Raw genomic sequence first — 25,954 nt, forward strand, 5'->3', positions numbered from 1 at the left:
AGCGCCGCACGGATCAGACCTTAATGAATATGATTGTCTTTTCATAGTCCTGTTGGGGAGTGATCCGGGTAACACCGGTTCAGCGAGGAGGCACTGATGCCCGCCGGTCCACTGCTGCTCGTCTCCGACCATGTCGGGGGATTCGTCCACGTGCTCACCGTGCCGGACGGCACCGAGACGGGCCGCCTCACCAACCGCCACCTCTCCGAGCACGCCGGGTTTCTGGCGCTGCCGGGCGGGCGGACCGCCTGCGTCGACGACCGCAGGGGCGAGCTGCTGGTGCTTGCCCCGTTCGGCCACGAGTTGGTCGAGGCCGCGATTCCGGTCGCCGTGCCGGCCGAGCACCTGGCCGTCGACCCGTCCGGCCGGTGGGTGGCGATCACGACGGGCCTGGGCAAGAACGGCAAGCCGTGGTCGGATCTGCTGACGGTCGTCGACCTCGCCACGGGAGACGCGGCCCGGGTGCGCACACGCGTGGGCGAGCCGGGGGTGACCGTACTGGGCGACGGGGACCCCCTCGTCGTCCTGCGGCACAGGGAGCCCGGCGCACTCGCCGTCCACCGACTCGACGACCTGCTCGGCGCGCCGCCCGGCTGCCCGCCGGTCACGCCCCACGCGTCCCTTCCGCTGCCGGACGATGGGCACGGAGACGCCCAGGCGCCTTACGCCGGCCAGGTGTTCGCGGCCACCGGCGAGGGGGTGCACGTGGCACGCCGTGATGGCGACGCCCTCGTCGCGGAGGCGGTGATCCCGTGGGGTTCGCCCGCCCGGGGTTGGTATCTGCGGCTCGACCCGCGGCGGCGGGCGCTGTGGTCGACGCTGCGGGGCGGCCACGCGGACCCGCTGCAGTGGCCGGCGTGGACAAACCAGGCATGGTGCCACGATCTGGAAACAGGCCGTACGGCCCTGACAGAACTCGGCCCGGGGCTCGTCTTCCGGCTGGCCCTCGCCAAGGACCGCACCGCCTTCACCCGCATCCACCCGGACGGCGACGACCTGATCCTGCTGGACGCCGACGGCGCGACGGCCGACCGCGTCCCCCTGCCCGCCATGGACGGCGCCCCCGGCCGCGGCGGCACCCCCTGGGAGGGCGTCCAACGCCGTGCGGTGGCAGCCTCACCAGGAGCGGACTGGGTTGCCGTCACCCGCGGCGGCCACGGCGAGGTTCACCTCTTCGATGCCCGAACGGGCAGCGAGGCAGCCCGTTTGAAGCTGGGCACGCCGTTGCATCGCGGCGGCCACGTTGCGCTTCGCACGCGGACCGACGGGGCCGAGGGCGACCCCGTGGGCCGGTAACGGGCCCGGACGGGAGCCTTCGCCGCCGCCGTCATCCTCGGCGAGGAGCCTTCGGAACTCCTCGCCCGCGTTCAGGCACTCGACCGCACCGTGTGTGTTCCGTGGGTCGAGCGACTTCGCAGACGCGACACCCACGGCCGGGCGAACTCCCTCTGCTGGCGGCGGCGCACCCACGCGTTGAGGACCGCGGGTACGACCAGGACGGGGACGAGCCACCAGGCGTTGCCGGCCACCGCCGCGGCGCTGAAGCCGACGCCGGCGGTGACTCCGGCGAGGTTGAGCTGGTGGACCGCGCCGTCGCCCGGCGTTCGCTCGGTTCACGACTGCGGATCCCCCCACAAGCGGAACGGACGATTCTGCGCGGTGCACACGTGCTCCACGACCCGCTGCTTTCGGTTGATCGGTGTGCACCGTCGCAGGATGCTGGAAGCAGCGCAGGACGTGCGCTCCGAGCACCGTATGAGGCATCGCAGGAATGAGGGGTGAGCCGCCCTCGTGGACCATGAGCCCGTTATCGGGGGAGGGGCGGCGCACGCACGGGTGCCCGAGGACTTCGCGATCGTCGTCGACGGCGGCGGGGAGATCATCGTGTGGAGTGCCGGGGCCCGGGCCCTCCTGGAGTACGAGCCCGGGGAGATCGTGGGCCAACCCCTCACCGGCCTGCTCGCCATGGAGCTGCCCCTCGCTACGCGGCGCCACATGGCCGCCGGGGAGCCGTGGGCCAGCGATGTGGCGCTGAGGCACCGGGACGGAGGCCGGGTCTCCGCCCACCTTCGGGGAACGCCGCTGGTGGCGGACGCGGACAGTGGGCCCCACTGGCTCATCACTCGCCCGGCGCTGACGCACCCCGCCGGGCCGGCCGACGAGGGGGCGGCAGAGCTGTGGGACCGGACGCTCGCGCAGCTGCCACTGCCCGTGGCCATCTACGACCGCGAGGCGCGGTTCGTGACCTGCAACCGTTTGATGAGCCGGGCCATGGGCCTGACGCCGGAGGAGATGAAGGGCCGTACGCTGCGGGAGATCGATCCCTCCCCGTTCCTCACCGAGGTCGATCGCCTTCAGCATCAGGTCGTGCGCACAGGGGAGGCGATCTACCGCGAGGAGGAACCCGCCCGGGCCTCCGGTGAGGTCCGCGAGCATGCCTGGTCGATCTTCCTCACACCGCTGAAGGACGAGAGCGGCACGGTGCAGGGACTGTCGGCGCTGGTGATCGACAGGACCGACCAGTACTGGGCCCGGCGCCGCCTGGCGGTGCTCAACGACGCCAGCGTCCGCATCGGCAGCACCCTGGACGTGACCAGGACAGCGCAGGAACTGGCCGAGGTGGCGGTGTCGGGGTTCGCCGACTTCGTCATCGTCGATCTCCTGGAATCCGTCGCCCTGGGTGACGAGCCGGAGCCGGTTTCCCCCACCGGGCCGATCCCCTGCCGCCGCGCCGCGCAGCGGTCGGTGCTCCCGGGATGCCCGGAGTCCGTGGTCCCGACGGGCGGGACGGATGTCTACCCCCCGGGCTCGCCGCCGTCCCGGGCCCTGCTCACCGGCCGGGGAACGCTGCGGCGCGTGGCCGACCCGCCGATGCGGGAGTGGCTGATGACCTCCCCGGCCCGCGCCGCGAGCACGCGGCGGTACGGGATGCATTCAGTGATGATGGTTCCGTTGCGTGCCCGGGGCGTCACTCTCGGCTTGGTGCACTTCGTGCGGCACCGTACGCCGGACCCCTTCGGCCGCGACGACCTGGTGCTCGCCGAGGAGATCGCAGCGAGGGCGGCGGTGAGCGTGGACAACGCCCGCCGTTACACCGGCGAGCGCCGGACCGCGCTCGCTCTGCAGCGCAGCCTCCTGCCCGGGCGGCTGCCGGGGCTGGAAGCGGTGGACCTGGCGTACCGGTACCTGCCGGCCGGTTCCGGGAACGGCGTCGGCGGGGACTGGTTCGACGCCATCCCGCTGTCCGGGGGACGCGTCGCCCTGGTGGTGGGCGACGTGGTGGGCCACGGCATCCACGCCTCGGCCACGATGGGCCGTCTGCGAACCGCCGTGCGAACCCTCGCCGACGTCGATCTCGCCCCGGACGAGCTGCTCACCCAGCTGGACGACCTGGTCATCCGCCTCGACCGGGACGAGGGCCCGGAAGCGCGCGGGGAGGCGGACGAGGCCTCGGGGGAGGTCGGGGCCACCTGCCTGTACGCCGTCTACGACCCGGTGTCCGGCCGGTGCGCCATGGCACGTGCCGGACATCCGCCGCCCGCCCTGGTGACCGCCGACGGCACCGTGCGGCTTCTGGAACTGCCCGCCGGGCCGCCGCTCGGCCTGGGCGGCCTGCCCTTCGAGACCGCCGAGATCGAACCCGGCGAGGGCAGCATGCTCGCCCTCTACACGGACGGTCTGATCGAGTCCGCCAACCGTGACATCGACGTCGGACTCGACCTGCTGCGCGACGCGTTGACCGCCCCGGCCGCCACCTTGGAGGACCTCTGCGACCAGGTGGTGCGCACCGTGCGGCCCGACCCCCCGACCGATGACATCGTCCTGATCCTTGCCCGCACCTCCGTGCTCGGCGCCGGCCAGGTTCGCACCTGGCCCCTGCCGCCGGACGCCGAGGCCGTCGCCGGGGCCCGCCGGATGGCGGGCGAACAGGTGGCCGTCTGGGGGCTGGAGGAACTGGCGTTCGCCACCGAGCTGATCGTCAGCGAGCTGGTCACCAACGCCATCCGTTACGGCACCCCGCCGATCCAGCTGCGGCTCATCCGCGGCAACGCGCTCATCTGCGAGGTGTCCGACCGCAGCAGCGCCGCCCCTCACCTGCGGCGGGCCCGCACCTTCGACGAGGGCGGGCGCGGGCTGATGCTGGTCGCCCAGGTCGCCGAGCGCTGGGGCAGCCGCCAGACTCCCACCGGCAAGATCATCTGGACCGAACAACCGCTGCCGCGCTGAGCGTCACGCTCTCCCGGCAGTACACCAGCAGCACACCAGCAGCACAGAAGCCGCCGTGTCGGCGAGCGGGCCGGGCGGGGCACCGGCTCAGCCCGCACGATCCCGCCTGCACGCATCAAGGCTCCCAGGTCACGGCCGTCCGCGACACGCTGCAGCGCCCACCCGGCCCGGTTGCTCCCCGGCGCGGGAACCGATTCCGTCTTGTCCACCGTGTTCCAGCCACCCAGACCTCGGCCCGCTCCACCCGCCACGCACCTGACAAGCCCGTTTTGCCCCGTGATCCGAGGGGAACCTCGTCACCCACCACGAGCACCACGAGTGAGGAGAGCCGCCGTGCAGCACGATCAGTTCATGGGCCAGGTGCAGGCCCGGGCCCGGCTGGACAGTCGCGGCGCCGCCGAGGCCGCCACCCGCGCCAGCCTGGAGACCCTCGCGGAGCGCATACCGTCGTCGCTCGCGGAGAACCTGGCCGCCCAGCTGCCCCTGGAGGTGGGCGAACACCTGCGCCGGGTGGCGTACGCCCCCGACGTGCCGCAGACCGGCGTACGCATGAGCCGGCAGGAGTTCTTCGACCGCGTCGCGCAGCGCAGCGGCGCCGACATCCCGAAGGCGGTGCACGAGGCCCGCAGCGTGATCGAGGTCGTGGAGGAGGCCACGCAGGGCTCGCTGACCGACAAGATCCGCCAGTCGCTCGACGACGAACTCGCCACGGTGCTCTTCGCCGGCAGCGAGGGCTCGGCCGGAGGGTAGCGCACCAGCGCACAGGCCGATGAAGCTGTCCTTCCTCGACCCGCTCTACGCCGCGCCGGGACCGGTCGCCGGCGTCTACCTGGACACCTCCCGCGACATCGACGACCCGGACCACGCCATCGAGCTGCGGTGGCGCCACCTGAGTGACGACCTGAGGGCCCAGGGTGCGGACGACGCGGCGGTTGCCGCGCTGGCCTCCCGGGTCGGGTCCGACCGCGCCGTCCCCGGGCCGCACGGCCAGGCGCTGTTCGCGACGTACGACGGCCGGACGGTGCTGGCGGAGGAGCTGCCCGAGCCTCCGGCGCACGACACGGCGCGCGTGGGCGAGGTTCCCGACGCCCTGCCGCTCGCCGTGCAGCATGCGCCCGACATCGCCTACGTGGCGGTGACGGTCGGCCGCGAGCACGCCGGGCACGCCGGGCACGCCGAGGACCCGGGCGACGCCGGCGAGATCGTGGCGACGTTCCAGACCGGACGGTGGCCGATGAGCCGCGTCGCGCCGGGGCCCGTGGCCACCCGGCGCGCGCCCGCCGAGGACTGGCCCCGCGCGGCGGCGCGGATCGCCGACGACGCGGCGGAGCTGGTACGCCGCGCCGGCGCCGAGGCGATCGTCGTGGGCGCCTCGGAGCGGGACGCCTGGGCGCGCGGCGCCCTCGTCAACCGGCTGCCCGGCCGCCTGCGCGACCGCGTCGTCCCCGTCGGGGCCGGGGCGGCCTCCGCCGGCCGGGCGCTGCTGGAGGGGGAGCTGGCCGCGGTGCTGACCGGCCGCCTCAGCGAGCACGACCGCCATCAGACCGACCTGTTTCTGGCCCAGCGGGCCCGCCACCGGACCGCCTCCGAGGGCATGACCGCCGCCGTCGCCGCCCTGCAGCGCGGCCAGGCCCAGGCGCTGCTGGTCAGCCGCCCGCCCCGGGCCGGGGACCGGCCCATGCGGCCGCTGTGGGGAGGCCCGGAACCCACGCACATCGCCGGATCGGCCGAGGAGCTGCGGGCCTTCGGCGTGACCGTCGCGCGGGAGCGGCCGGCCGACGCCCTGCTCGTCCGCGCGGCCGCGGGCACCAGCGCCGAGCTCGTCATCGTGCCGGACACGGAGCCGCACATGGACGACGGAGTCGGCGTCCTGCTGCGCTACACCGTGACCCGGCAGCCGTAGGAGACGACGGCGGGCCTCACCCCTTCGCGTGCGGCGCCCTCCTCCATGGCGCGCTGGAGGTTCTCGTCGGACGGGACGCGCACGTGCGGGCCGCCCGCGTCCCGGCCCGGCTCGAGGTCTTGACGGGGTCGCCGGTCGGCGGCAAGGTGCAGGCAATCGGCATGAGAGCGCTCTCAGACACCTCTCCACTCCACCCCCACACCCCGGAGCGTGTCATGGACATGAAAATCCCGCGCAGGACACTGCTCGCCGGCGCCACCGGCGTCGCCCTGGGCGCCTCCGCCCTGGCGATCCGGCCCGGGGCCGCGCGCGCGGCCGCCCCGCTCCCGCTGACCGTCGTCAACCGGACCGGCCAGTACGACAACGCCTCGATCTGGGTCTACGTCGTCGGCAACGACGGCCAGCGGCAGGTGCGCGTCGCGCCCGACGGACAGCTCCTGCCGGTCTCCCTGGACGACAACGGACCCGACGGCTTCACCGACTACGCCATCCCGCTGGCCGCCACCGGCGACACCACCATCCCGCTGCCCTACCTCTCCGGCCGGATCTACGTGGCGCTCGGCGACAAGCTGAAGATCAAGGCGGTGACCGACGGCAACGGCAACCCCGCGCTGGCCTACCCCGCCGGCTGGGTCGCCACCGACCCCAACTACCCGGTGCTGCATGACTGCGCCGAGTTCACCTACCGCGCCGACGGCATGTACTGCAACACCACGATGGTCGACATGTTCAGCGTGCCGATGTCCATCCACCTCACCGGCGCCCGCGACCAGACCGCCGGCGCCCTGAAGGACGGCGCGCGGGCCAGCGTCTTCGCCGAACTCGCCGCGCACGAGGCGTTCGGCCCGCTCGTGCTCGGCGACCAGCGCGTGGTGGCCCCGGGGCACGGCCTGGACGCCGGGCTCTTCCCGGCCGGCTACCTCGACCCCTATGTCGACCGCGTGTGGAGCGAGTACGCCGCCCGGGACATGGTGATCACCACCAACGCAGGGGAGTTCACCGGCCGGGTGGGCGGCGAGCAGTTCGTCTTCACCGGCCCCGGCCAGGTGGCGTTCGCCCGCCCCACCACCCGCGACGTGCTCTTCTGCGACGGCGCGCTGCACGCCCCCAACGACCCGATCACCGGCCCGGTCGCCGCCGTGCTGGCCGCCGCGCTCAACCGCACCACCGCCGTCAGCCACTCCGCCCAGCCGGTCACCGACCCCGCGGCGTTCTACCAGGAGGAGCCCGCCCACCACTACGCCCGCGTGCTGCACGCCGCGAGCGTGGACGGGCGGGCCTACGGCTTCGCCTTCGACGACGTCGGCGGCTTCGCCTCCTACATCGAGGACGGCGCGCCGCAGCACATCACCCTCACCCTGACCCCGTTCTAGTTCTCCCAGCCGTGGATCGTGATCTGGCTGCCGTCTCTCGGCGGGTGGAGTGTCCGTGCGGGGGATCGTGTCGGCAGAGCGCGCCGCGCGCTGCGGCGCGCTCTGCCGGGGCCGGCTACTGCGCGGATGGCGGCTGCGCGAATCTCAGGATATTGCCGTACGGGTCGATGACCTGCAGCGTCGGCCCTCCGGGCGCGTCCGGATCGATTCCGGGACGTACCGGCGCCTTCGGTCGGGCGAGCAATTCCTTGTGCAGCGCGGACACATCGCGCACCGGGATCCAGACCACGCCGTTGGGGCTGCCATCGCCGTGGTGTTCGGAGAGGTGTAGCACGGCTGACGAGCGCGACACCTGCACGTACAGTGGCAGCCCGGGCTCGAACCGGTGCTCCCAGTCCAAGGCGAAGCCCAGGAAGTCACGGTAGAACGGCAGTGCCTGTGCGATGGACATGACGCGCAGGACTGGCACGCCCGGGCCGATGCTCGGCGTGGCAGGGCTCGCAGCGCGGCTCGCCAGGGCGGCGAGCACGTTCCAGTCCCTGGTGCCGAGCTGGTGGGCGATCAGTTCGAGCGCGAGGCTGTGCGGGATCTCGATCCCCGCTGTGGCAAGGTCCTCGCGCAGGAGTTTGGCGAGCTTCTTGGCGTGGTCAGTGGTGGTGGACATCATCGCGTCGGCTTTCCACGCGGCCCGTCCTGCCGATGCTCGCGTTGTCGGCCGGCGCCGCGTTCAGGGAGCCGAGGCGAGGCGACCCACGGTGCATTCACCCAACCTTGAAAGGCGCGAGCGGCCGGCTGCACCTGGCCGCTGCAGATGCTACCGGTTGACCTGAGCGGCACGCACTACGGCGCCGCGCTCACTGCGGGCGCCGTTCAGCCTGACGCGACGCTGGAGCTCGTTTGCCGGTCGGGGCCCTGCCCGCTCGGGCGCGAGGCCTGCCCGTTTCCCGCCCGAACGGGCCGATGGGGGCGGTCAGCCGGGGGCGGCGGGATCCCGGCCGGGCGGCAGGGCGACGCGCTCGGCGGGCACGTCCGGGCGCAGTCCCCGCCACACCGGGTGCCGCAGCCGCCCGTCGCGGGTCCAGGTGCGGAACGCCACGCTGCCGACGAGGCGGGGGGCGACCCAGCGGGCGTGGCGGACCTGCGGGGGCGGCGGGCGTTCGGCGAACGGGCAGTCGGCCCGCTCCAGCGGCGCGAGCCGCGCGAGGAGGTCGGCGATGGCCTGCCGGGTGAAGCCGCTGCCGACGTGGCCGACATAGCGCAGCCGCCCCTCACGGTCGTGGGCGCCGAGCAGCAGCGAGCCGATCGTGCCCGCGCGGTGGCCCTGGCCGGGCTGCCAGCCGCCGATCACCACGTCCTGCGTCGCGAACAGCGCCTTCTTGATCCACAGCCGGGAGCGGCGGCCGGGGAGGTAGGGGGAGTCGAGCCGCTTGGCGACCAGACCCTCCAGGCCGTGCCGCCGGGCGACCTCCATCAGATCGCCGGGCGTGGCGTCGGATCCGGTGTAGTGGCGCGGGACCTCCAGGTGCGGGACGGGCGCGGCCGCCAGGCCCGCCAGCGCCGCTCGCCGCTGCCCGTAGGGGCGGGACAGCAGCCACGCCTCGCCGAGCAGCAGCAGGTCGAAGGCGAAGTAGGTCACCGGGAAGCTGGCCAGCAGGCTCTCGGTGGGGCGGCGGTGGTGGCGGCGCTGGAGAACGCCGAAGTCGGGCCGCCCGGCGGCGTCCAGGGCGACGATCTCGCCGTCGAGGACGGCGGCGCGGCCGCGCAGCTCCGGGGCGGGCAGGCGGGCCAGCTCGGGGTAGGCCTCGGTGATGTCGGCGCCGTTGCGGCTGGTCAGCCGGGTGGCGCCGCCGGGCGCGACGCGCATGCAGCAGCGGATCCCGTCCCACTTGAACTCGTACGCCCAGTCGTCCCCGGCGGGCAGCGGCGCGTCGGTGGCCAGTATGGGCGCGACGGCGTCGGGAACGGTGCCCGGGTCCGGAGGGAGGGCGTGCGGCACGGCGTTCGTCTCCTTCCTCGCGGTTCCTCGCGGTTCCTCGCGGTTCCTCGCGGTTCCTCGGGGGTTCCTCGCGGGCTTCCGGCGTCCGCTGCCCCACCCAGTACACGCCCCGGAGCCCGCCGCCGCGGCGTGCGGCTCCGCCCGGACGGCAGGGGAACCGCGATGGCCTACGGCACCGCGCGGCTCAGCACCGGTCCGGCGCCGCGGCGGGGGCGTACTCCGAGCTGATGCGGTACTCGCCCGGCTCGGTCACGGTCAGCCGGGTGAACTCGCCGTGCCGGGTGAGGCAGCCGCCCTCGGCGCGCAGCCACGGCGAGTACGCGATCCGCACCGTCACCGTGCCCGGCGCGGGCACGTGGATGTCCAGCTCGGCGCTGGTCGTGCGGACGACGGACGCGGGCGGCGACACCAGCGGCACCGCGTCGCGCACCCGGTACACCCGCCAGTGCTCGTCGTGCCACACCGGCTCCAGCCAGTCGGGCGTGCGGTCGGCCACCAGGCGCGCCTCGTCCTCGGCGTACCCGTCCGGCTGGCCGAGCGGGAGCACGACGAAGCCGACCGCCCAGCGGTCCAGCCACGCGCGGTACGTCGCCGCCGAGAAGGTGCCGTCGTAGAAGAGGGGCGCGCGCTCCACGTCGAGCTGGCGGTTCCAGCCCCGGGCCATGTTGACGTACGGCGCCAGCACGGCCGCCTCGCGGTGGTCGCGGGCGGGCACCACCTCGACGCGGGTGCGGTCGGCGCCCAGCCGGTGCAGCGCGCGCACCACGCCCTGGGTGTCGGTGGCCCACTCCGGCACCGTCCAGCTCACCCTCAGGTCGGCGGCGGTCGCGGAGCCCACCCAGCCGAGCGAGAACACCAGCGCCCCGACCAGCGCGACCCGCCGCAGCCGCGTCAGCGCCGGCCGGGCCAGCAGCACCGCGAGCAGCACGGTCGGCGCGAAGAGCGCCGCGAGCCGCTCGATGTTCGTCCCGATCGGCGAGGGGATGAGGTACACGAGGACCGTGCCGACCGCGTACACCACGGCCATCCACCGCGCCACGTTCCAGGTCCTCGGGGCCAGCGCGACGACGGTCAGGCCGAGCAGCGCGGGCGGCAGTATCCGTGCGGCCGGCATCAGGTGCTCGCCGGAGAAGGGGAACAGCAGCGTGGTCATGGCGACGACGCCGAAGGGCGGCCCGAGGAGGGCGAGCGCGCGCCCCCAGTCCCGGGCGAGGAGGAAGCCCGCGCCCACCACCGCCAGGAACAGGCCGGCCACCGGGCTGACCATGGTCGCCAGTGCCGCGTGCACGGCCGCGAGCCCCACCCGCCGCGCGCCGGTCAGCATCAGGCAGGCCGCGAGCCCGAAGGCGACGCCGAGCGCGAAGGTCGTGCGGCCCGAGGCGACGTTGCACCACAGCGTGAGCGAGGCGAGCAGCGCGGGACCGACCGGACGGCGCACACCGGCGCGGACGATGAGGAGCGCGGTCAGCCAGGAGGCCGCCAGGCCCGCGACGATGCTGGCCGTGCGCACGCCGAACGCGGCCATCAGGTAGGGCGAGAGCACGCTGTAGCTCGCGGTGTGCATCCCGCCGTACCAGAAGAGGCTGTACGGCGACCCGCCGTGCTCGGCGGCATACTCCGCCCACGCCTCCTGGGCGGCGAGGTCGCCGCCGCCGGTGGCGAGGAACAGCCCCCACATCGCGTAGAGGGGGAGGACGGAGAGAATGGCGAGGAGCGGCACGCGGTGGCGCCGCCAGACGGCGCGAGCCGCGGGAGCGGACGGGGCCGGGAGCGGCGGCTGTCCGGCGGTCGGCGGGGCGGACTCTGCTGAGGGGGTCACGGGAATCCTGCTCGTTGTGCGGGTAGTTACGCAATCGTCAAAGACGATGAACGTGTACGACGCGTTACGCGAGTTCGGCGCTGATCGCAATTCCTCCTGATGGGGCATCGGGCTCCGTGCCGGACGCGTGGGCCCCGGCCGTTCGCATGGCCGCCGAGCCGGCCGGGGCCCCGCCCGCGACCGTGTTCCGCTTCCCGCGCGCGGACCCGCGCCGGGACCCGACCCGACCGTGCGGCCGGAGACGGTACCGCCCCCGCCCGGCGGCCGGGACGACGCGGACCCGCCGCCGCCGCCGGACGGCGGCGCGACGACCCTGTGTGATCGATCATCTGATCCTAGAGTCCCGCCGCTCCCCTTTACCAAGCGGTTTACGCCGCGAGGAGCCACCCGTGCCCTCTCCCTCACCCCGCCTGCGCGCTGCCTGCGGTCGTCGGCACCGGCGGCATCGTCACCGGAGCCCACCTGCCCGCCCTGCGTGACCACGCCGAGTGGTGGAACTGGTGGCGGCGGTGGACATCGACCCCGGCCGGCTGGACGCGCACGCGCGGGGGGAGCGGCCGCCCGGCAGCGGGCAGGACGCCCGCCGCACCGTGGAGTTCGCCGCCGCGCCGTCGCGGGCCGGGCGGTGAGGGCGGCACCGGATTCCGGGTGACGGCAGGTCGCGGGCGTTCCTGCAGTGGAGGCCATGACCCGGCTCCCGGTGCCCGTGCGCGAGGTGCGCGTCCGCGCGCGGAGATCTGCCGCCGCCGGAGGAGGCCGGGGCGCTGCGCTGGGCGAGCCGGCGGCGCCGACCCTAGCGGGTCACGCGATGCGGCGGGCCAGCGCCGGGTCCGGCTCGCCGGCGGCGGCGGGGTGGAAGACGCCCGCCAGCGCCTCGACGCCGTCGACCAGGCGCGGGCCGGGCCGGGCGAAGGAGGCGTTGGCGTCCACCGCCCACAGCGGAACCCCGGGCGGCACGCGGCCGGCGACCTCGCCCGCCAGCCGGGACGCCTCGCCGAGCCCGAACCCGCACGGCGCGCACACCACCACGCTGGCCTCCGCGGCGGCGACCTCGTCCCAGCCGGTGCGGAAGGAGCGTTCCCCGGAGCGCCCGAGCACGCAGTGCCCGCCCGCGGCCTCGACCATGTCCGGGACCCAGTGCCCCGGCGCGAACGGCGGGTCGGTCCACTCCAGCACCAGCGCCGGCACCGGCTCCCGGTCGGCGACCTTCGCACGCACCGCCGCCAGCCGGCCGGACAGCTCGGCGGCCAGCCGCCCGGCCCGCTCCCGGCACCGCCCGCCCGCGGCCGTGCCGATCATCACGATCGAGTCCAGCACCTCGGGCAGCGTCCCCGGGTCCACGGTCAGCACCTCGGCGCGGCAGGTGAGGTACGCCAGCGCGTCGTGCACGGTGGAGACGTCGACCGCACACACCGCGCACAGGTCCTGGGTGACCACCAGGTCGGCGTCCAGCCCGGCGAGCGCGCCGCGGTCCAGGTGGTAGAGGTCCTCGCCGGCGGCCATGCGCTCGCTGACCAGCCGGTCGATCTCGGCGGGCGGCAGGCCCTCGGGCAGCGCGCTGGTGGAGACGATGCGCCGGGTGCGCGCCTGCGGCGGGTGGTCGCACTCGAACGTCACGCCGACGACGTCGTCGCCGGCGCCGACCGCGAACAGGATCTCCGTCGCCGACGGGAGAAGCGAGACGATGCGCACCCTTCCACCGTATGCCGGGCCGCGCGCCCGGGGCGGAACTAGGCTCGGCCCATGGCGAAGTACTTCGACGTGCATCCGGACAACCCGCAGCGGCGCGTGATCGGCCAGGTGGCCGACCTGGTACGCGCCGGAGGTCTCATCATCTACCCGACGGACTCGTGCTTCGCGCTGGGCTGCCGGCTGGGCGACAGCGCCGGCCTGGACCGGATCCGCGCCATCCGCCGCCTGGACGAGCGGCACCACTTCACCCTCGTCTGCCGGGACTTCGCGCAGCTCGGGCAGTTCGTGCGGATGGACAACACGGCGTTCCGCGCGATCAAGGCGGCGACGCCGGGCAGCTACACCTTCATCCTCCCCGCCTCGAAGGAGGCGCCGCGCAGGCTGCTGCACCCGAAGCGGAAGACCGTCGGGGTCAGGATCCCCGACCACGTCGTCGCCCAGGCGCTGCTGACGGAGCTCGGCGAGCCGCTGATGTCGAGCACCCTGCTGCTGCCCGGCGAGGACGAGCCGCTCACGCAGGGGTGGGAGATCAAGGAACTCCTCGATCACGTGGTGGACGCGGTGCTCGACTCCGGCGACTGCGGCGTCGAGCCCACGACGGTGGTGGACTTCTCGGGCGGGGCGCCGGAGTTCGTACGCCGGGGAGCGGGCGACCCCGCGCGGTTCGAGTGACGCGTCCGGGGCGCGGGCCCGGCCGGGTCAGTGTCGCAAGGGCCCGGGGATGCCGGGGCCGCTCAGGACGGCGAGGGCGCGGCGCAGCCCCTCGTGAAGCGGGACGCGCGTGCGCCACCCGGTGATCGCGCGGAACGGCGCGGGGTCGACGGCGAAGATGCGGAAATCGGCTGGCGTCGCGTGCGGCGGCGGGGCGACGGTGACCACCGGCGAGGGCGGCCGCCGCCCCGTGACAGTGGCGGCCTTCTCGGCTATGGCCCGGAACAGCTCGGCCAGCCGCGTGGTGCGACCGGTGCCCACCACCCGGTGGCGGCCCGTCAGCTGCTTTCACTTACCCGGTCACGCGGCACAGCCGGCGGTTTCGTCCAGGACGGAGACGATCCATTCGGAGAGCTTCAGAGACTGGGAGGCCGCGGCCTTTTCCCACCGCGTTCGGCGTTCGGCGGAGACGCTGATGCTGACGCTGGTCCGCCCCGGTGGCAGCTCCGGGCGCGAGCAAGACCTCACACGCCGCCTCAGCTCGTTCCGGGACCAGCCGAAGTGTTCCGCCTGGCTCAGCCAGCTCTCCTGCTCGTCGTGCTTCAGGCTCGCCACCTCGGCGTGGTGCTGAAAGCTGAGGCCTGGACGCCGGCGGGAGAGGCTGAACCGGCTGGCGATCCATGCGTAATTGCGGAGCGTCTGATAGCTCAGGGCCGTCTCGGCGATCGCGAGGCGATACCGATCGGGATAGTAGGACTGTCCGTAGATCAGCCAGTCGCCCAGCCACCAGCCGGACGAGTCGTTGATGGTGAAGATGTGTCTGCCCACGTCCCGCCACCTTTCGAGGGGCATGCCGGGGGGGAGCGACAGGCTGGTGCGCCTGCTGATGACGCTTCCGTCGAGAAGTGCCTCGGGCTGGCGGGGAATTGACGATGTCCGGGCGATGTTTTCGCCGCCGGTCGTGGCGTTGCGGGCTCGTGGCAGTGCCGTGCGCGGCTCGGTCTTCCCCATTCGCGCGATCCTGACTTGTTCGCTGACGGGTTGCCTGTAGCTCAGTCTTCCCCAGATGGGAGGAATGGGCCAGGCCCCCTCTCCGCTGCGCGGCCCTTTTGCCGGGCATATGATACGCACTTTCGCTTCGGTGGCCGTCTCGCCGGCGAGACGCCGAAGCGGTCCGGCCAGCGACCGCATTGACACCGTCTCGCCGCCGCATTACGAGATAGTCATGGCCCTACCCGAAAAGGCAGGCGATCGCTGGCATTGGCCGGCCGGGGGACGTATGACCGGAACAACGCCTCGTCGACCACCTCAATCTCGACTCGCTCGCCGTGATCGAGCTCGCCCACGCCTTTCAGACCACGGCCGGTTTCGACGTCCCCGACGAGGCACCGACGGGAGTGCTCACCGTTCAGGACCTCATCGATCTCCTCTGGACACCGATCCCACTCCCTCCGGGCGCGAGGAGAACCCGTGGTGACTTACGCCGAGTTGACCCCCCAGGAGCTGCTGGCCGCCGGCCACGCGGCCCCGGAGGTCAACGACGAGCCGTGGCTGGTGCGCTGGGACCGCGCCGACGCCGACCCCGAGTCCCTGGTCCACGGCCTGCTGCCGGCCGCCGTGGAGTTTCACACCTCCGGGAGCACCGGCCCCCGCCAGCGCTGGCGGCGCACCCGCGAGCAGCTGTGGTCGGAGGCCGGCCTGCTGGCAGCCCTCCTCGCTCCGCAACGCCCGCAGGCCATCCTGTCCTTCGCACCCCCGCGTCACCTCTACGGCGCGCTGGCGACCCTGCTGGTGCCGGCCCGGATGCGGCTGCCCGTCTGGTACCTCCAGCGGTTCTTCTGCCTGATGCCCCCGGCCGGCCACCCCCGCTGGGCGGTCGTCGCCGTGCCGTGGACCTTCTCCATCCTGCGACGGCAGACGGCCTGGACCCGGTCCGCCGAGCGGCTCGCCGTGCTGCACAGCACCGCGACGCTGCCACGCGCCGCCGCCCACCTCGTCGCCGAGGCGGGCCCGGACTGCGTGCGCATCACCGAGGTGTTCGGCTCCACCGAGGCCGGTGGCATCGCCCGGCGCTCCTGGCGCCACCAGGAGCCGCCGTGGGAGCTGTTCGACGACGTGGAGCTCGCCCGCGCCGCACCGCAGGAGGACGCCGCCGGGCCGGACGGGCGGGAGATCCCCCTGGCCGTCCGCAGCCCGCGGCTCGCGGCCCGGCCCGGCCAGCCGCCGCCCGAGGTCTTCAGGACCGACGACTTCGTGCGGCGCGCCGGTGACCGCCGCTTCCACCTCACCGGACGCCGGTGCCGGCTGGTGAAGATCAACGGGCGGCGCGTCGACCTCGACGAGGTGGAGCGCTCGCTGCGGCCCCTGATCGCCTGCGCGGACCTGGCCTGCGTACCGGTGCCGCACGAGCTGAGCGGCGAGCATCTGGACCTGCTGGTCGTCCCGCCGGCCGGCGGCAGCGTCGACACCCGCCAGGTGCGCGCCGCCTCCATGGCGGGCTTCGGCCTGAGGCCCCGGCGGGTGCGCGTGGTCGACCGGATCGACCGCTCCGAGACCGGAAAGCTGCGCCACATCCAGCCGCCTCTCCCTGCTGACGACGACGCCGACCCCCCGGACGCAGGAACACCTCGTGACCGCTGAAACCGCGGAGCCCGCCCGGCGACGCCTCGCGGACATCCTCCGCCGCGCCCGCCCGGGAGCCGCGCTCGACATGTGCTCCCCGCGGGACGCCGAGCTGATGCGTCGCAGCGCGACGGCGCTGGAGAAGGCTCTCGCCGCCGACGAGCAGGTGTACGGGATCACGCACGGCTTCGGCCCGCTCGTGGACTACCCCGGGGCCGGACCCGGGACCCGCCAGGGCGGCGGCCTCATCGCCCACCTCGGGACCGGCCAGGGCCGCCCGCTGCCCCCCGAGGTCAGCCGACTGGTGGTGTGGCTCCGGCTGGCCGGCATGCGCCAGGGACACTCGGCGGTCACACCGGAGTTCTGGAACCGGCTGGCCGAGCTGTGGAACCGGGGCTTCACGCCGGTGATCCCGCGCGACGGCACCGTCAGCGCCAGCGGCGACCTCCAGCCCCTGGCGCACGCGGCCCTCGCCTGCGCGGGCGAAGGGGAAGCGTGGCTGCCCGACGGCGACGGCGGATGGGTGGCGGGCCCTGCCGCCGAGGCGCTGAGAGAACTCGGTGCCGAGCCCGTCGCGTGGCCCGCCCGCGAGGCGCTGGCGTTCGTCAACGGCACCAGCGTCAGCCTCGCTGTGGCCATGACCAACCACCGGGAGGTGCTGCGGCTTGCCCGCGTCGCCGCGCTGCTGACGGCCCGCCTCGCCGGGCTCCTGGGCGCCAAACCCCAGGCCTACCACCCCGGCGTCGGCGCCGCGCGAGGCCAGCCCGGCCAGATCCTGGTGGCGCGCTGGATCCGCGAGGCGCTGCCGCCGGGCCTGCGGCACATGCTCCCTCGCGCCCGCTCCAGGAGCCCTACAGCCTGCGCTGCGCGCCACAGATCATCGGCGCGGTGCTCGACCAGCTGTCGGCGACCGACGAGGTCCTGGCCCGCGAAGCCACCGGCTGCACCGACAACCCGGTCTACTACGAGGGCGAGTTCCTGCACGCGGGCAACTTCCACGCCATGCCCGTGGGTCTCGCCTCCGACACCAGCGGCCTGTGCCTGCAGCAGATCGCCTTCCTGGCCGAACGCCAGCTCGCCCTGTTGTGCACACCGGCCACCAACGGCGGCCGGGCCCCCATGCTCACCCCGCACCCCGGCGCCAGCAGCGGTCTGGCCGGCGTACAGCTCAGCGCGACATCCTTCACGTCCCGCATCCGGCAGCTCGTCTACCCGGCCAGCCTGACCGCGCTGCCCACCAACGGCGGGAACCAGGACCGCGTCCCGATGGCGCTCAACGGAGCCAACGCCGTCAGCGAGGCGATCGACCTCGCCTGGCTGGTCGTCGGCTCCCTCGGGCTGGGCGCCACTCAGTACGCGGCGCTGACCCGCGAGGAGGGAGCCGCCGAGGAGCCGGCGCGCGACGGCGGCGTGTGGCGTGAACTCTCCCGGGTCTCCCCGCCCCTGCGGGCGGACCGGCCCATGGCGGCCGAGGTGCAGGCGGCCCGTGACGTCCTGGCGGCGGCGGCCGCCCGGCTGATCGACGAGGAGGAGGACAGGGCAGATGCGCAGGCAGAGGGCGAACACCGCTGACGCCGCCGCCCGGCCGCCCGGCACCCGTGATGCGGCTGGCGGACGAGGACGATGACCGGCCGGCCCTCACCGTGCTCGACTACGTGCGGGTCCCCGGCCAGCCGCGGCGGCGCGAGACCGTCACGACGCTCACCTACCGGGAGCTGGACACCCGGCTGCGGTCGGTCCTCGCGACAGCGCCCCGGCCTGCGTGCTGACCACCTCGCGTGCGGCTGAGGAGGTGCGTGCGGCGTTGGCGGCCACGGACTGCGCGTGTCCTGCGTGGAGGAGATCGCCCTGCGCATGGGGTTCATCGGCGCGGCGGCGTGCCACGAGCTGGGCGCGGCGATGGCGAATTCCGGGTACGGACAGTACGTGATGGAGACCGCGAAGGCGCTGGCCGGCGGGAGGCCGTGAAGTGAACGTCCTGGTCACCGGCGGCGCCGGCTTCATCGGCTCCGCCTTCGTCCGGCACCTGCTGGCCGGCTCCTACCCCTGTTTCGCCGACGCCCGGGTGGTGGTCTTCGACAAGCTCACCTACGCCGGCAACCTCGGCAATCTCGACCCCGTGATCGCCGATCCCCGGCTGACCTTCGTGCGCGGCGACATCTGCGACCGCCGGGCGGTCGAGCGCGTCATGCGCGGCGCGACGGTCGTGGTGCACTTCGCGGCCGAGTCGCACGTGGACCGGTCGATCGCCGACGCGGACGCATTTGTGCGCACCAACGTCTCCGGCAGCTACGAAGTGCTGCGCGCCGCCCTGCGAGCCGATGCCGAAAGCTGCGTGCTCGTCTCGACGGACGAGGTGTTCGGAGAGATCGAGTCCGGCTCCTGGGACGAGGGGGCCCCGCTCCTGCCGAACTCTCCCTACGCCGCGTCGAAGGCATCGGCGGAGCTCCTGGCGAGGTCCTTCCACCGGACGCACGGACTCCCGGTGCGCATCGCGCGCCTCTCCAACGGCTACGGCCCCTACCAGTACCCGGAGAAGCTCATCCCGCTGTTCGTCACCAGCCTGCTCGACGGCAGGACGGTCCCGCTCTACGGCGACGGCGGAAACGAGCGCCAGTGGCTCCACGTCGACGACCACTGCCGCGCCATTGCGCTGATCGCCGGAAGAGGGCTTCCCGGTCACGCGTACAACGTGGGAGGCGGCCGCGCCGTCACGAACATCGACCTGACTCGTGCGCTGCTGGAACTGACCGGAGCCGACTGGTCACAGGTCCGCTTCGTGCCGGACAGGAAAGGGCACGACCGCCGGTACGCCCTTGATGGGTCCAAGCTCCAGGAGGAGCTTGGATTCCGGCCGTCCATTGAATTCAGAACCGGCCTGGCCGGCACGGTCCGCTGGTATGCGGAGAACAGGAAGTGGTGGGAGCCACTGAGGAAAGGAAAGGAGACATGACAGTGGACAAGGCCGCGGTCAGGGCGGAGATTGTGGCTTCGACGACTTCTCCGAATTCGTCGTCCGCACGGCTGCCGGCGGCACCGGGCCGGAGGCGCCCGCCCCACTGGGCGGGTGATCGCCACCGCCCGTCTCGCCGGCGGGACCCGCCGCAACCCGTGGCCTCACTCTCATCCGCCCCTCGGGAGGTTGTCTTACGGCGGTGCCCGCCGGCCGCGACCACGGCATGCCGTGGCGGTTTCGGTTGGTGAATGAGCCGTTGGTGGAGGAGTTGGTGGTGGTGTGCCGCCGTCCTACGCGATGACCAGCCCGACCGGGATGTTGCCGCGGTGGCGTTGGAGGAGGGGCACACCTGGTGGGTGGCCTCGACGAGTCACGGCGAACGCACGCCCGGCAGCTCCGCGAGGCCGGCCCGCAGCACCTGGCCCGTGGGCTCGCCCGTGGCCAGCAGCAGCACCACGTCGACCACCGCGACCAGCAGCACCGCGTGGAACGCCGCCCGCGATCCGGGGCGGCGGCCTCTGAGCAACCCGGCGCCGACGACGACCGCGCTCAGCGGCAGCGCCACGGCTCCCGCACCCGTCGCCCCGCCCGGCGGGCCGAACACGAGGAGGGCCGAGGCGGCCAGCACCAGCCCCGCGGCGGCCACGCGGCTGCGGGCCGGGCCCAGACGGTGCGGCAGCCCGCGTACGCCCACGGCCACGTCGGCGGAGATGTCCGGCAGCGCGTTGACGAAGTGCGCCGCGCCGCCCAGCAACGCCGACGAGGCCACCAGCCACGCCGGCGGCAGCGGCGCTCCCGGCGCGCCGAGCACCACGAACACCGGCAGGAGCCCGAAGGAGACCACATAGGGCACCACCGAGAACACGCCCGACTTGGCCCCGAGATCGTAGAGCCACGCCGATGCCAGGGCGGCGAGGTGCGCCGCGGTCGCGAGGAGACCGGACGGCAGCGACAGGATCACCGCGGCACCGGCCGCGACCAGCACGCCGGCGCGCACGGTCGCCGGGGAGAGCCGCCCCGTCGCCAGGGGCTTCTCGCCGCGTCCCGCCGCGGCGTCACGAGGCGCGTCCACGAGGTCGTTGAGCCATCCCACGGACAGCTGGCCGGCGAGCACCGCCGCCGTCGCCAACGCCGCCGATCCGGCCGTCCTGCCCTGGCTGACCGCGAGCCCGCCGGCGACCGCGGTCACCGCCAGCACGGCATGGGGATGCGAGGCCCGGATCAGTGCCGACACGGTCCCCGGCAGACGTCGCATAGGTGGTGAGTGTGCCAGTCTTAGCTCGTGTTGTGCAAAATGCCGCGAATGTCGCGAAAATATCCATCCGTGCCGCCCAACGATCCGGTGCTCTACGAACGGCTCGCCGATCAGTGGTGGGAACCGCGCGGCCCCTTCGCCATGCTGCACTGGCTGGCCGCCGCCCGCGCCGCCCTCGTGCCCGCGGCGCCCCGTCCCGGCGCGGTGCTGGTGGATCTCGGGTGCGGCGCCGGCCTGGTGGCACCGCACCTGGCCGGCAAGGGCTACCGGCACATCGGCGTGGACCGCTCGCGGAGCGCGCTGCGTCAGGCCCGCGACCACGGCGTACGCGGCGTGCGGGGTGACGTGCTCGCCCTTCCGCTCCAGCGCGGATGCGCGGACGTCGTCGTCGCCGGAGAGATCTTCGAGCACGTCAACGACCTGCCGCGCGCGGTGGGGGAGGCCTGCCGGGTGCTGCGCGCCGGTGGTCTGCTGGTGCTGGACACGCTGGCCGACACCGCGCTGTGCCGGCTGCTCGCCATCGGCATCGCCGAGCGCCTGCCCGGGCTCGCGCCCAGGGGCGTGCACGACCCCGCCCTGCTGGTCGACCGGACGGAGCTGGCCACCGAGTGCGCCCGGCACGGCGTTCGCCTGGCGTTGCGCGGCATCCGGCCGGCCCTGACCGACCTGCCCCGATGGGCCGCGGGGCGCCGTGCGGAGGTCCGGATGGTGCCGGTCGGCACCACGGCCGTCCTGTTCCAGGGATACGGCCGCAAGGGGGTGGTGTGAGTGGCGTCGGTCACCTGCCGCATCGCTGATCCGCCGTCCGATCCGGTCGCCGCCGCACAGGCTCGCGCCCGCCGGCTGGCACCGGTGCTGGCCTCGCGGGCGGAGGCCCACGACGCGTCCGGCTCCTTCCCCGCGGCCGACTTCGAGGATCTGCGCGGGAACGGCCTCCTGGGCCTGCTGGTGCCCACCCGGCTCGGCGGATGCGGGGCTTCCTTCGCCGACTACGCGGCCGTCGCCACCGAGCTGGCCAGCGGAGCCGGCGCCACGGCGTTGATCTTCAACATGCACGCCGCCGTGACCGGGGCGCTGGCCCACACCCCCGAGGAACTGGTCCGGCAGCTCGGCGCGCCCGACAGCTTCCTCGCCTCCCGCGACCGCGTGCTCGCCCGGGCCGCCGCGGGCGCGCTGTACGCCGTCGCCATGAGCGAACGCGGCGCGGGCTCCCGGCTGTCGCGCATCTCCACCACCTACCGCAGGACGGCCGGCGGCTTCCGCGTCACCGGCACCAAGGCGTTCGTCTCCGGAGCCGGCCATGCCGACGCCTACCTCGTCGCGGCCAGGGACGACGCGTCGGGCGAGCCGAGGGTGTCCTACTTCCTGGTGCCCGCGGACAGCGGGGTGCGGGTCGAGCCCACCTGGGACGCGATGGGGATGCGCGCCACCGGCAGCCACGACGTGCATGTCGACGCCGAGGTGCCCGAGGACGCCCTGCTCGGCGGCATCGAAGGGCTGGCGGTGCTGCTCGCCGAGGTCATGCCCCAGTGGCTGGTGGCCTCCTACGCCGCGGTCTACGTCGGCGTGGCCCGCGCGGCCCTCCAGGCAGGCGGCGCCCACCTGCGCGAACGCGGCCTGCACACGCTGCCGGCCGTGCGGTCCCGGATGGGCCGGGCGGAGGCCGCGGTCGCCGCCGCCGGGCTCGTCGTCGACGAGGCCGCCCGGCGGGTCACCGACCAGCCGGGAACGCCGGAGACCAACCGGTGGATCTGGCGCGCCAAGCTGCTGGCCGGGGACACCGCGGCCGAGGTGGCGTCCTCCGTGCTCGAGGCGGCCGGCGCCTCGGCCACGCGGCGGGGCCACCCGCTGGAGCGGATCTACCGCGACGCCCGCTGCGGAGCGCTGCAGCCGGCCACCTCGGACGTCTGCGCCGACTGGCTGGGTATCGCCGCCCTCGGCGGAGACCCCGACCGCGACGGCCAGGTGCCGCGGTGGTGACCGCCGCGATCACCGGGCTGGGATCGGCGTTGCCGGCCGCCGTCGGGCAACGGGAGCTGTGGGACGGCTTCTTCCGCAAGCACTTCGCCACGAGCCGGATCGCCCACCGCGTCTTCCGGGAGTCGGGAGTCGAGCGGCGGCACGCCACCGTCAATCCCGTCGACGAGGATCTGTCCGGCTGCTCGACCGGCGCCCGCATGCGGCGGTACGCCCATGCGGCCCGGCCGCTGGGACACAGGGCTGTGCGGGCGGCCATGGCCGATGCCGGCGTCGCCCCCCACGACATCGGGCTGCTCGTCGTCGCGTCCTGCACGGGCCACAGCACCCCCGGGCTCGACATCCAGCTCATCCCGGCGCTGGGCCTGCGGCCGGACGTGCAGCGGCTGCTGGTGGGGCAGATGGGCTGCTACGCCGCACTGCCCGCGCTGGGCAGCGCGGCCGACTTCGTGGTCGCCCGCCGGCAGGCCGCCGTGCTGCTCTGCCTGGAGCTCACCTCGCTCCACCTGCAGCCGCCCACGGACGATCCGGAGCAGGTCATCTGCCACGCGCTGTTCGGCGACGCCGCGGCCGCCGTCGTGCTGCGGCCACAGGCCGGCAGCGCGCCCGGACCGGAGCGGGGACCGGGGCTGGAACCGGCGCTGGGCCTGGAACTGGTGGAGGTCGCGGCGTTCACCATCCCCGCCACCAGCGACCACATGACCTGGGACATCACCGACCTCGGATTCCGCATGGGACTGTCCCGGCGGGTGCCGGACGTGCTGGCCCGGCATGTGCGTCCGGTGGTGGAGTCCCTGCTCGCTCGGCACGGCCTGGACCTGCCCGACGTGCGCGCGTGGGCGGTGCACCCCGGCGGCCCGCGCATCCTGGACACCGTGGAGGAGCGTCTGGCCCTCCCCCCGCACGCCCTGGCCGCGTCGCGCTCCGTCCTGGCCACGCACGGCAACTGCTCGTCCGCGACCGTGCTGCTGGTGCTCGACAGGCTCGTCACCGACGGCGCGCTGAACGGCGGCGGCCCGGTGATGGCCATGGCCTTCGGCCCCGGACTGACCCTCTACGCCGCCCTGCTCTCCGCCTCACACGGCCGGCCTGCCCGGACCCGGAGCCGGGAGTCCGGCTAGGGAACGCCCGGCGGACCCCCGCGCCGCCGCCCAGGACGAGCAGGACCAGCCCCGCGCCGGCCAGGCGGCGCCGGGCGGTGCGGCGCCGGCCGTGCCAGCCGCCGTCCGTCGAGCCGGCGCCCGGCGCCGGGACGTGGAGGTTGCCCGGGCCGGCCGGGGCCGGCCGCCGACGGGAGAGGTGGGTCCGGTCCACCTGCCGGGCGAGCGCTCGTTCCACGATCCCGGGCGTCAGGCGGGACTGCAGCACCAGGGCGCGCCCCGCCGGGCCCGCGACGACTTCCCGCCGGGGCACGCGCACCAGGCCGACGATGGCGCGGGAGACGCGTTCGGGCGCGTAGACGGGAGGAATCGGCAGTACCTTGCGGCCCGTGTAGTTGGCGCCCTGCTCGAACAGCGGGGTGTCGATGGAGGCGGGCAGCACCGTGCAGACGTGGATCCGCTTCGCGCCCTCCAGCCGCAGCTGCTGCCGCAGGCTGGCGCCGAGCGCCCTGACGGCCCACTTCGACATGCCGTAGGCGTGGGTGTAGGGCTGGCTGACCACGCCGACGACGGACGAGACGTTGATCAGCGTGCCGCTGCCCTGCTCCCGCATCACCGGCAGGGCGGCGCGCGCCCCGTGGACGTAGCCCATGACGTTGACGTCGATGACCCTGCGGAACTCCGGCAGCGGCACCTCCTCGAAGGTGCCGAAGGCGGCGACGGCCGCGGCGTTGACCCACACGTCGATCCGCCCGAAGGCCTCCACCGCGCGCCGGGCGAGGCGCTCCACGGAAGCGCTGTCGGTGACGTCGGTCGGCACGACGAGCGTCTGCCCGCTCCGTGGCCCGCCGTGTGCGCGGCACTCCTCGGCCGCGGCCTCGAGGGCCTCCTCCCGCCGGGCGGCCAGCACCACGGCGCAGCCCTTGCGGGCGAACGACACCGCGGTCGCGCGCCCGATGCCGCTGGACGCCCCGGTCACCACCACGACGGAGTCACGTACCCGCATCCTGCCTCCCGTCGGCCGGCCAGAACCGGCGATCACTCGCGTGGCACCGCGTTCCCGGGTTGTGGCGCGCGGGTTCCCGTCGGCCCAGGCGAGAAACCCGGAAGGTGGGAGGACGAACGATCGGGCGCCAGGCACGAGCCCGGACGACGAGACGCCGGACACCGGTTACTCGCCGCCCGACAGGCCCCGGGCCGCGGACGCGCACGGCACGACGGCCCGCGAGCAGCGGGAGGGCGAGACGCTGGACGAACGCCTGGCCGAGGACACGCCGGACGTCCAGCCCCCGACCGGCGGCGACAGCGCCTCGGTCGGCGCGGAGGAGGCCGCGATGCACACCAGGGAACCCGGCGAGGAGACGGACGCGGACACGGACGCCGGGGAGGAGACGCCGTAGCCACCCGGCCCGGCGGCGCCCCCGCCGCCCCCGCGTGCCGGGCCGCCGCGTGGCACAGTGGAATCATGTGCGGGCGTTACGTCTCGACGCGCGGCCCCGAGGACCTGGCCAAGGCCTTCCAGGTCACCGGCGGGACCCCCGCGGAGACGCTGCCGCCGAGCTGGAACGTCGCCCCCACCGACACCGTGTGGGCGGTCCTGGAGCGGCCCCGGCACAAGGGCGGGGAAGGGGCGGAGCGGCAGCTGCGGCAGCTGCGCTGGGGACTGGTGCCGTTCTGGGCCGAGAGCGAGAAGGCCGGCGCGAAACTGATCAACGCCCGGGTGGAGACGGTGCACGAGAAGCCCGCCTTCCGCCGCGCCTTCGCCAAGCGCCGCTGCCTGCTGCCGGCCGACGGCTTCTACGAGTGGAAGCACCTCCCGGCGACCGAGACCGCCAAGCCCCGCAGGCAGCCGTACTTCATCACCGCCCACGACGGGCAGGTCATGGCCATGGCCGGGCTGTACGAGTTCTGGCGCAACCCCGCCGTGGCCGGCGACGACGACCCGGGGGCCTGGTGGACGACGTGCACCATCATCACCACCGACGCCACCGACGCGGCAGGCCGCATCCACCCACGCATGCCGCTGACCCTCACCCCGGACCGCTACGACACCTGGCTCGATCCCCACCACGAGGACCCCGGGGAGCTGCGGGCGCTGCTGACCACCCCGGCTGACGGCCACCTGGACGCCCGGCCCGTGTCCACCGCCGTCAACAACGTCCGCACCAACGGCCCGGACCTGGTGAAGGAGGTCCCCACCGGATAGCGGCGCGGCTCCCGCCGCGCCCCCGGCCCCAGCGGCCGTCCGGCGCGGCCCGCGCAGCGGGACGGCGCACCGGCCCCGACCGGGCGACCGGGCCGACGGCCGGGCTGGCCGGCACCACGGCCGCGACTGCGCGCCGACCAGCCGCCGGGCCCGCCTGAGGGTCACGGGGGAGGGCCC

At 74.3% G+C, this 25,954-nt stretch carries 23 protein-coding genes and 3 pseudogenes; 18 read left to right on the forward strand and 8 right to left on the reverse strand.

Features of this window, described 5'->3' with window-relative positions; genetic code table 11:
- Positions 1–96 precede the first annotated feature (96 nt).
- From ACTWQH_RS01220 to ACTWQH_RS01240, 5 genes are all read left to right on the forward strand, one after another.
- Positions 97–1,296 carry a hypothetical protein gene (locus ACTWQH_RS01220; RefSeq protein WP_443284362.1) on the forward strand — a complete coding sequence of 400 codons (1,200 nt, stop codon included), beginning with the start codon at positions 97–99 and terminating at the stop codon, positions 1,294–1,296.
- A gap of 495 nt (positions 1,297–1,791) precedes the next feature.
- On the forward strand, positions 1,792–4,227 hold the full coding sequence (locus ACTWQH_RS01225; protein ID WP_443284363.1) for a SpoIIE family protein phosphatase: 2,436 nt from the start codon (positions 1,792–1,794) through the stop codon (positions 4,225–4,227).
- Positions 4,228–4,560: 333 nt separating this feature from the next.
- Positions 4,561–4,977 carry a DUF2267 domain-containing protein gene (locus ACTWQH_RS01230; RefSeq protein WP_443284364.1) on the forward strand — a complete coding sequence of 139 codons (417 nt, stop codon included), beginning with the start codon at positions 4,561–4,563 and terminating at the stop codon, positions 4,975–4,977.
- Positions 4,978–4,996: 19 nt separating this feature from the next.
- On the forward strand, positions 4,997–6,130 hold the full coding sequence (locus ACTWQH_RS01235) for a baeRF2 domain-containing protein (protein ID WP_443284365.1): 1,134 nt from the start codon (positions 4,997–4,999) through the stop codon (positions 6,128–6,130).
- Positions 6,131–6,345: 215 nt separating this feature from the next.
- Positions 6,346–7,503 (forward strand): beta-1,3-glucanase family protein, encoded by a 1,158-nt coding sequence (locus ACTWQH_RS01240; protein WP_443284366.1) that lies wholly within the window; start codon positions 6,346–6,348, stop codon positions 7,501–7,503.
- A 115-nt stretch (positions 7,504–7,618) separates the two neighbouring features.
- Here ACTWQH_RS01240 and ACTWQH_RS01245 read toward each other — a convergent pair whose 3' ends face one another.
- From ACTWQH_RS01245 to ACTWQH_RS01255, 3 genes are all read right to left on the reverse strand, one after another.
- Positions 7,619–8,170: a glyoxalase superfamily protein gene (locus ACTWQH_RS01245; RefSeq protein ID WP_443284367.1), complete on the reverse strand. Its 552-nt coding sequence runs from the start codon at positions 8,168–8,170 to the stop codon at positions 7,619–7,621.
- A 303-nt stretch (positions 8,171–8,473) separates the two neighbouring features.
- Positions 8,474–9,499 carry a non-homologous end-joining DNA ligase gene (gene ligD, locus ACTWQH_RS01250; RefSeq protein ID WP_443284368.1) on the reverse strand — a complete coding sequence of 342 codons (1,026 nt, stop codon included), beginning with the start codon at positions 9,497–9,499 and terminating at the stop codon, positions 8,474–8,476.
- Between the two features lie 184 nt (positions 9,500–9,683).
- Entirely contained in the window at positions 9,684–11,219 is a 1,536-nt protein-coding gene (locus ACTWQH_RS01255) for a hypothetical protein (protein ID WP_443284452.1), read from the reverse strand.
- Positions 11,220–11,735: 516 nt separating this feature from the next.
- On the opposite strand from ACTWQH_RS01255, the pseudogene ACTWQH_RS01260 reads away from it, so the two are divergent.
- Positions 11,736–11,857, forward strand: a pseudogene (locus tag ACTWQH_RS01260) (gfo/Idh/MocA family oxidoreductase); the annotation flags it as partial.
- A 262-nt stretch (positions 11,858–12,119) separates the two neighbouring features.
- Here ACTWQH_RS01260 and ACTWQH_RS01265 read toward each other — a convergent pair.
- Positions 12,120–13,010: an ABC transporter substrate-binding protein gene (locus tag ACTWQH_RS01265; RefSeq protein WP_443284369.1), complete on the reverse strand. Its 891-nt coding sequence runs from the start codon at positions 13,008–13,010 to the stop codon at positions 12,120–12,122.
- Positions 13,011–13,061: 51 nt separating this feature from the next.
- Here ACTWQH_RS01265 and ACTWQH_RS01270 point away from each other — a divergent pair, with 51 nt between their 5' ends.
- Complete coding sequence (locus ACTWQH_RS01270; protein ID WP_443284370.1) at positions 13,062–13,682, forward strand: L-threonylcarbamoyladenylate synthase; 621 nt, start codon at positions 13,062–13,064, stop codon at positions 13,680–13,682.
- A gap of 27 nt (positions 13,683–13,709) precedes the next feature.
- On the opposite strand, the gene ACTWQH_RS01275 is transcribed toward ACTWQH_RS01270, so the two are convergent.
- Both ACTWQH_RS01275 and ACTWQH_RS01280 read right to left on the reverse strand, forming a co-directional pair.
- Positions 13,710–13,985 carry a hypothetical protein gene (locus tag ACTWQH_RS01275; RefSeq protein ID WP_443284371.1) on the reverse strand — a complete coding sequence of 92 codons (276 nt, stop codon included), beginning with the start codon at positions 13,983–13,985 and terminating at the stop codon, positions 13,710–13,712.
- A gap of 36 nt (positions 13,986–14,021) precedes the next feature.
- Positions 14,022–14,645 carry an LmbU family transcriptional regulator gene (locus ACTWQH_RS01280; RefSeq protein WP_443284453.1) on the reverse strand — a complete coding sequence of 208 codons (624 nt, stop codon included), beginning with the start codon at positions 14,643–14,645 and terminating at the stop codon, positions 14,022–14,024.
- Between the two features lie 486 nt (positions 14,646–15,131).
- Between ACTWQH_RS01280 and ACTWQH_RS01285 the strand changes: the two genes are divergently transcribed.
- From ACTWQH_RS01285 to rfbB, 6 genes and pseudogenes are all read left to right on the forward strand, one after another.
- Entirely contained in the window at positions 15,132–16,301 is a 1,170-nt protein-coding gene (locus ACTWQH_RS01285) for a hypothetical protein (protein ID WP_443284372.1), read from the forward strand.
- A pseudogene (locus ACTWQH_RS01290) lies at positions 16,291–17,076 on the forward strand (aromatic amino acid lyase); the annotation flags it as partial. The gene ACTWQH_RS01285 and the pseudogene ACTWQH_RS01290, both read left to right, overlap by 11 nt.
- Complete coding sequence (locus ACTWQH_RS01295) at positions 17,070–17,855, forward strand: aromatic amino acid lyase (protein ID WP_443284454.1); 786 nt, start codon at positions 17,070–17,072, stop codon at positions 17,853–17,855. The pseudogene ACTWQH_RS01290 and the gene ACTWQH_RS01295, both read left to right, overlap by 7 nt.
- Before the next feature lie 29 nt (positions 17,856–17,884).
- The gene (locus ACTWQH_RS01300) at positions 17,885–18,052 is read left to right on the forward strand and encodes a hypothetical protein (protein WP_443284373.1); all 168 of its coding nucleotides are present in this window, start codon (positions 17,885–17,887) and stop codon (positions 18,050–18,052) included.
- Positions 18,053–18,107: 55 nt separating this feature from the next.
- Positions 18,108–18,251: a hypothetical protein gene (locus tag ACTWQH_RS01305; protein WP_443284374.1), complete on the forward strand. Its 144-nt coding sequence runs from the start codon at positions 18,108–18,110 to the stop codon at positions 18,249–18,251.
- Between the two features lies 1 nt (position 18,252).
- On the forward strand, positions 18,253–19,236 hold the full coding sequence (gene rfbB, locus ACTWQH_RS01310; RefSeq protein WP_443284375.1) for a dTDP-glucose 4,6-dehydratase: 984 nt from the start codon (positions 18,253–18,255) through the stop codon (positions 19,234–19,236).
- Between the two features lie 373 nt (positions 19,237–19,609).
- Here rfbB and ACTWQH_RS01315 read toward each other — a convergent pair whose 3' ends face one another.
- Positions 19,610–20,494 carry a UbiA family prenyltransferase gene (locus ACTWQH_RS01315; protein WP_443284376.1) on the reverse strand — a complete coding sequence of 295 codons (885 nt, stop codon included), beginning with the start codon at positions 20,492–20,494 and terminating at the stop codon, positions 19,610–19,612.
- Positions 20,495–20,563: 69 nt separating this feature from the next.
- Here ACTWQH_RS01315 and ACTWQH_RS01320 point away from each other — a divergent pair, with 69 nt between their 5' ends.
- The 3 genes and pseudogenes from ACTWQH_RS01320 to ACTWQH_RS01330 form a co-directional block, all read left to right on the forward strand.
- Entirely contained in the window at positions 20,564–21,262 is a 699-nt protein-coding gene (locus ACTWQH_RS01320; protein WP_443284377.1) for a class I SAM-dependent methyltransferase, read from the forward strand.
- A complete protein-coding gene (locus tag ACTWQH_RS01325) occupies positions 21,263–22,474 on the forward strand; it encodes an acyl-CoA dehydrogenase family protein (RefSeq protein WP_443284378.1) in 1,212 nt (403 codons plus the stop codon).
- Positions 22,471–23,481 (forward strand): annotated as a pseudogene (locus ACTWQH_RS01330) (type III polyketide synthase); the annotation flags it as partial. The gene ACTWQH_RS01325 and the pseudogene ACTWQH_RS01330, both read left to right, overlap by 4 nt.
- On the opposite strand, the gene ACTWQH_RS01335 reads toward ACTWQH_RS01330, so the two are convergent.
- Positions 23,459–24,577 (reverse strand): SDR family oxidoreductase, encoded by a 1,119-nt coding sequence (locus ACTWQH_RS01335; RefSeq protein ID WP_443284379.1) that lies wholly within the window; start codon positions 24,575–24,577, stop codon positions 23,459–23,461. The pseudogene ACTWQH_RS01330 and the gene ACTWQH_RS01335 overlap by 23 nt on opposite strands.
- Before the next feature lie 40 nt (positions 24,578–24,617).
- On the opposite strand from ACTWQH_RS01335, the gene ACTWQH_RS01340 reads away from it, so the two are divergent.
- Together ACTWQH_RS01340 and ACTWQH_RS01345 are read left to right on the forward strand one after the other, a co-directional pair.
- Positions 24,618–24,971 (forward strand): hypothetical protein, encoded by a 354-nt coding sequence (locus tag ACTWQH_RS01340; RefSeq protein WP_443284380.1) that lies wholly within the window; start codon positions 24,618–24,620, stop codon positions 24,969–24,971.
- A 65-nt stretch (positions 24,972–25,036) separates the two neighbouring features.
- A complete protein-coding gene (locus ACTWQH_RS01345) occupies positions 25,037–25,777 on the forward strand; it encodes an SOS response-associated peptidase (protein WP_443284381.1) in 741 nt (246 codons plus the stop codon).
- Positions 25,778–25,954 lie beyond the last annotated feature (177 nt).

It is taken from the genome of Streptomyces sp. 6N223 (assembly GCF_052246635.1).
GTDB lineage: Bacteria > Actinomycetota > Actinomycetes > Streptomycetales > Streptomycetaceae > Streptomyces.

What these genes read in the sequence shown, in the direction of transcription:
- ACTWQH_RS01270 (WP_443284370.1), top strand. Translation starts at nt 13,062, where the DNA reads ATGGCGAAGTACTTCGACGTGCATCCGGACAACCCGCAGCGGCGCGTG.
- ACTWQH_RS01315 (WP_443284376.1), bottom strand. Translation starts at nt 20,494, where the DNA reads ATGCGACGTCTGCCGGGGACCGTGTCGGCACTGATCCGGGCCTCGCAT.
- ACTWQH_RS01220 (WP_443284362.1), top strand. Translation starts at nt 97, where the DNA reads ATGCCCGCCGGTCCACTGCTGCTCGTCTCCGACCATGTCGGGGGATTC.
- ACTWQH_RS01245 (WP_443284367.1), bottom strand. Translation starts at nt 8,170, where the DNA reads ATGATGTCCACCACCACTGACCACGCCAAGAAGCTCGCCAAACTCCTG.
- ACTWQH_RS01345 (WP_443284381.1), top strand. Translation starts at nt 25,037, where the DNA reads ATGTGCGGGCGTTACGTCTCGACGCGCGGCCCCGAGGACCTGGCCAAG.
- ACTWQH_RS01300 (WP_443284373.1), top strand. Translation starts at nt 17,885, where the DNA reads ATGCGGCTGGCGGACGAGGACGATGACCGGCCGGCCCTCACCGTGCTC.
- ACTWQH_RS01335 (WP_443284379.1), bottom strand. Translation starts at nt 24,577, where the DNA reads ATGCGGGTACGTGACTCCGTCGTGGTGGTGACCGGGGCGTCCAGCGGC.
- ACTWQH_RS01235 (WP_443284365.1), top strand. Translation starts at nt 4,997, where the DNA reads ATGAAGCTGTCCTTCCTCGACCCGCTCTACGCCGCGCCGGGACCGGTC.
- ACTWQH_RS01240 (WP_443284366.1), top strand. Translation starts at nt 6,346, where the DNA reads ATGGACATGAAAATCCCGCGCAGGACACTGCTCGCCGGCGCCACCGGC.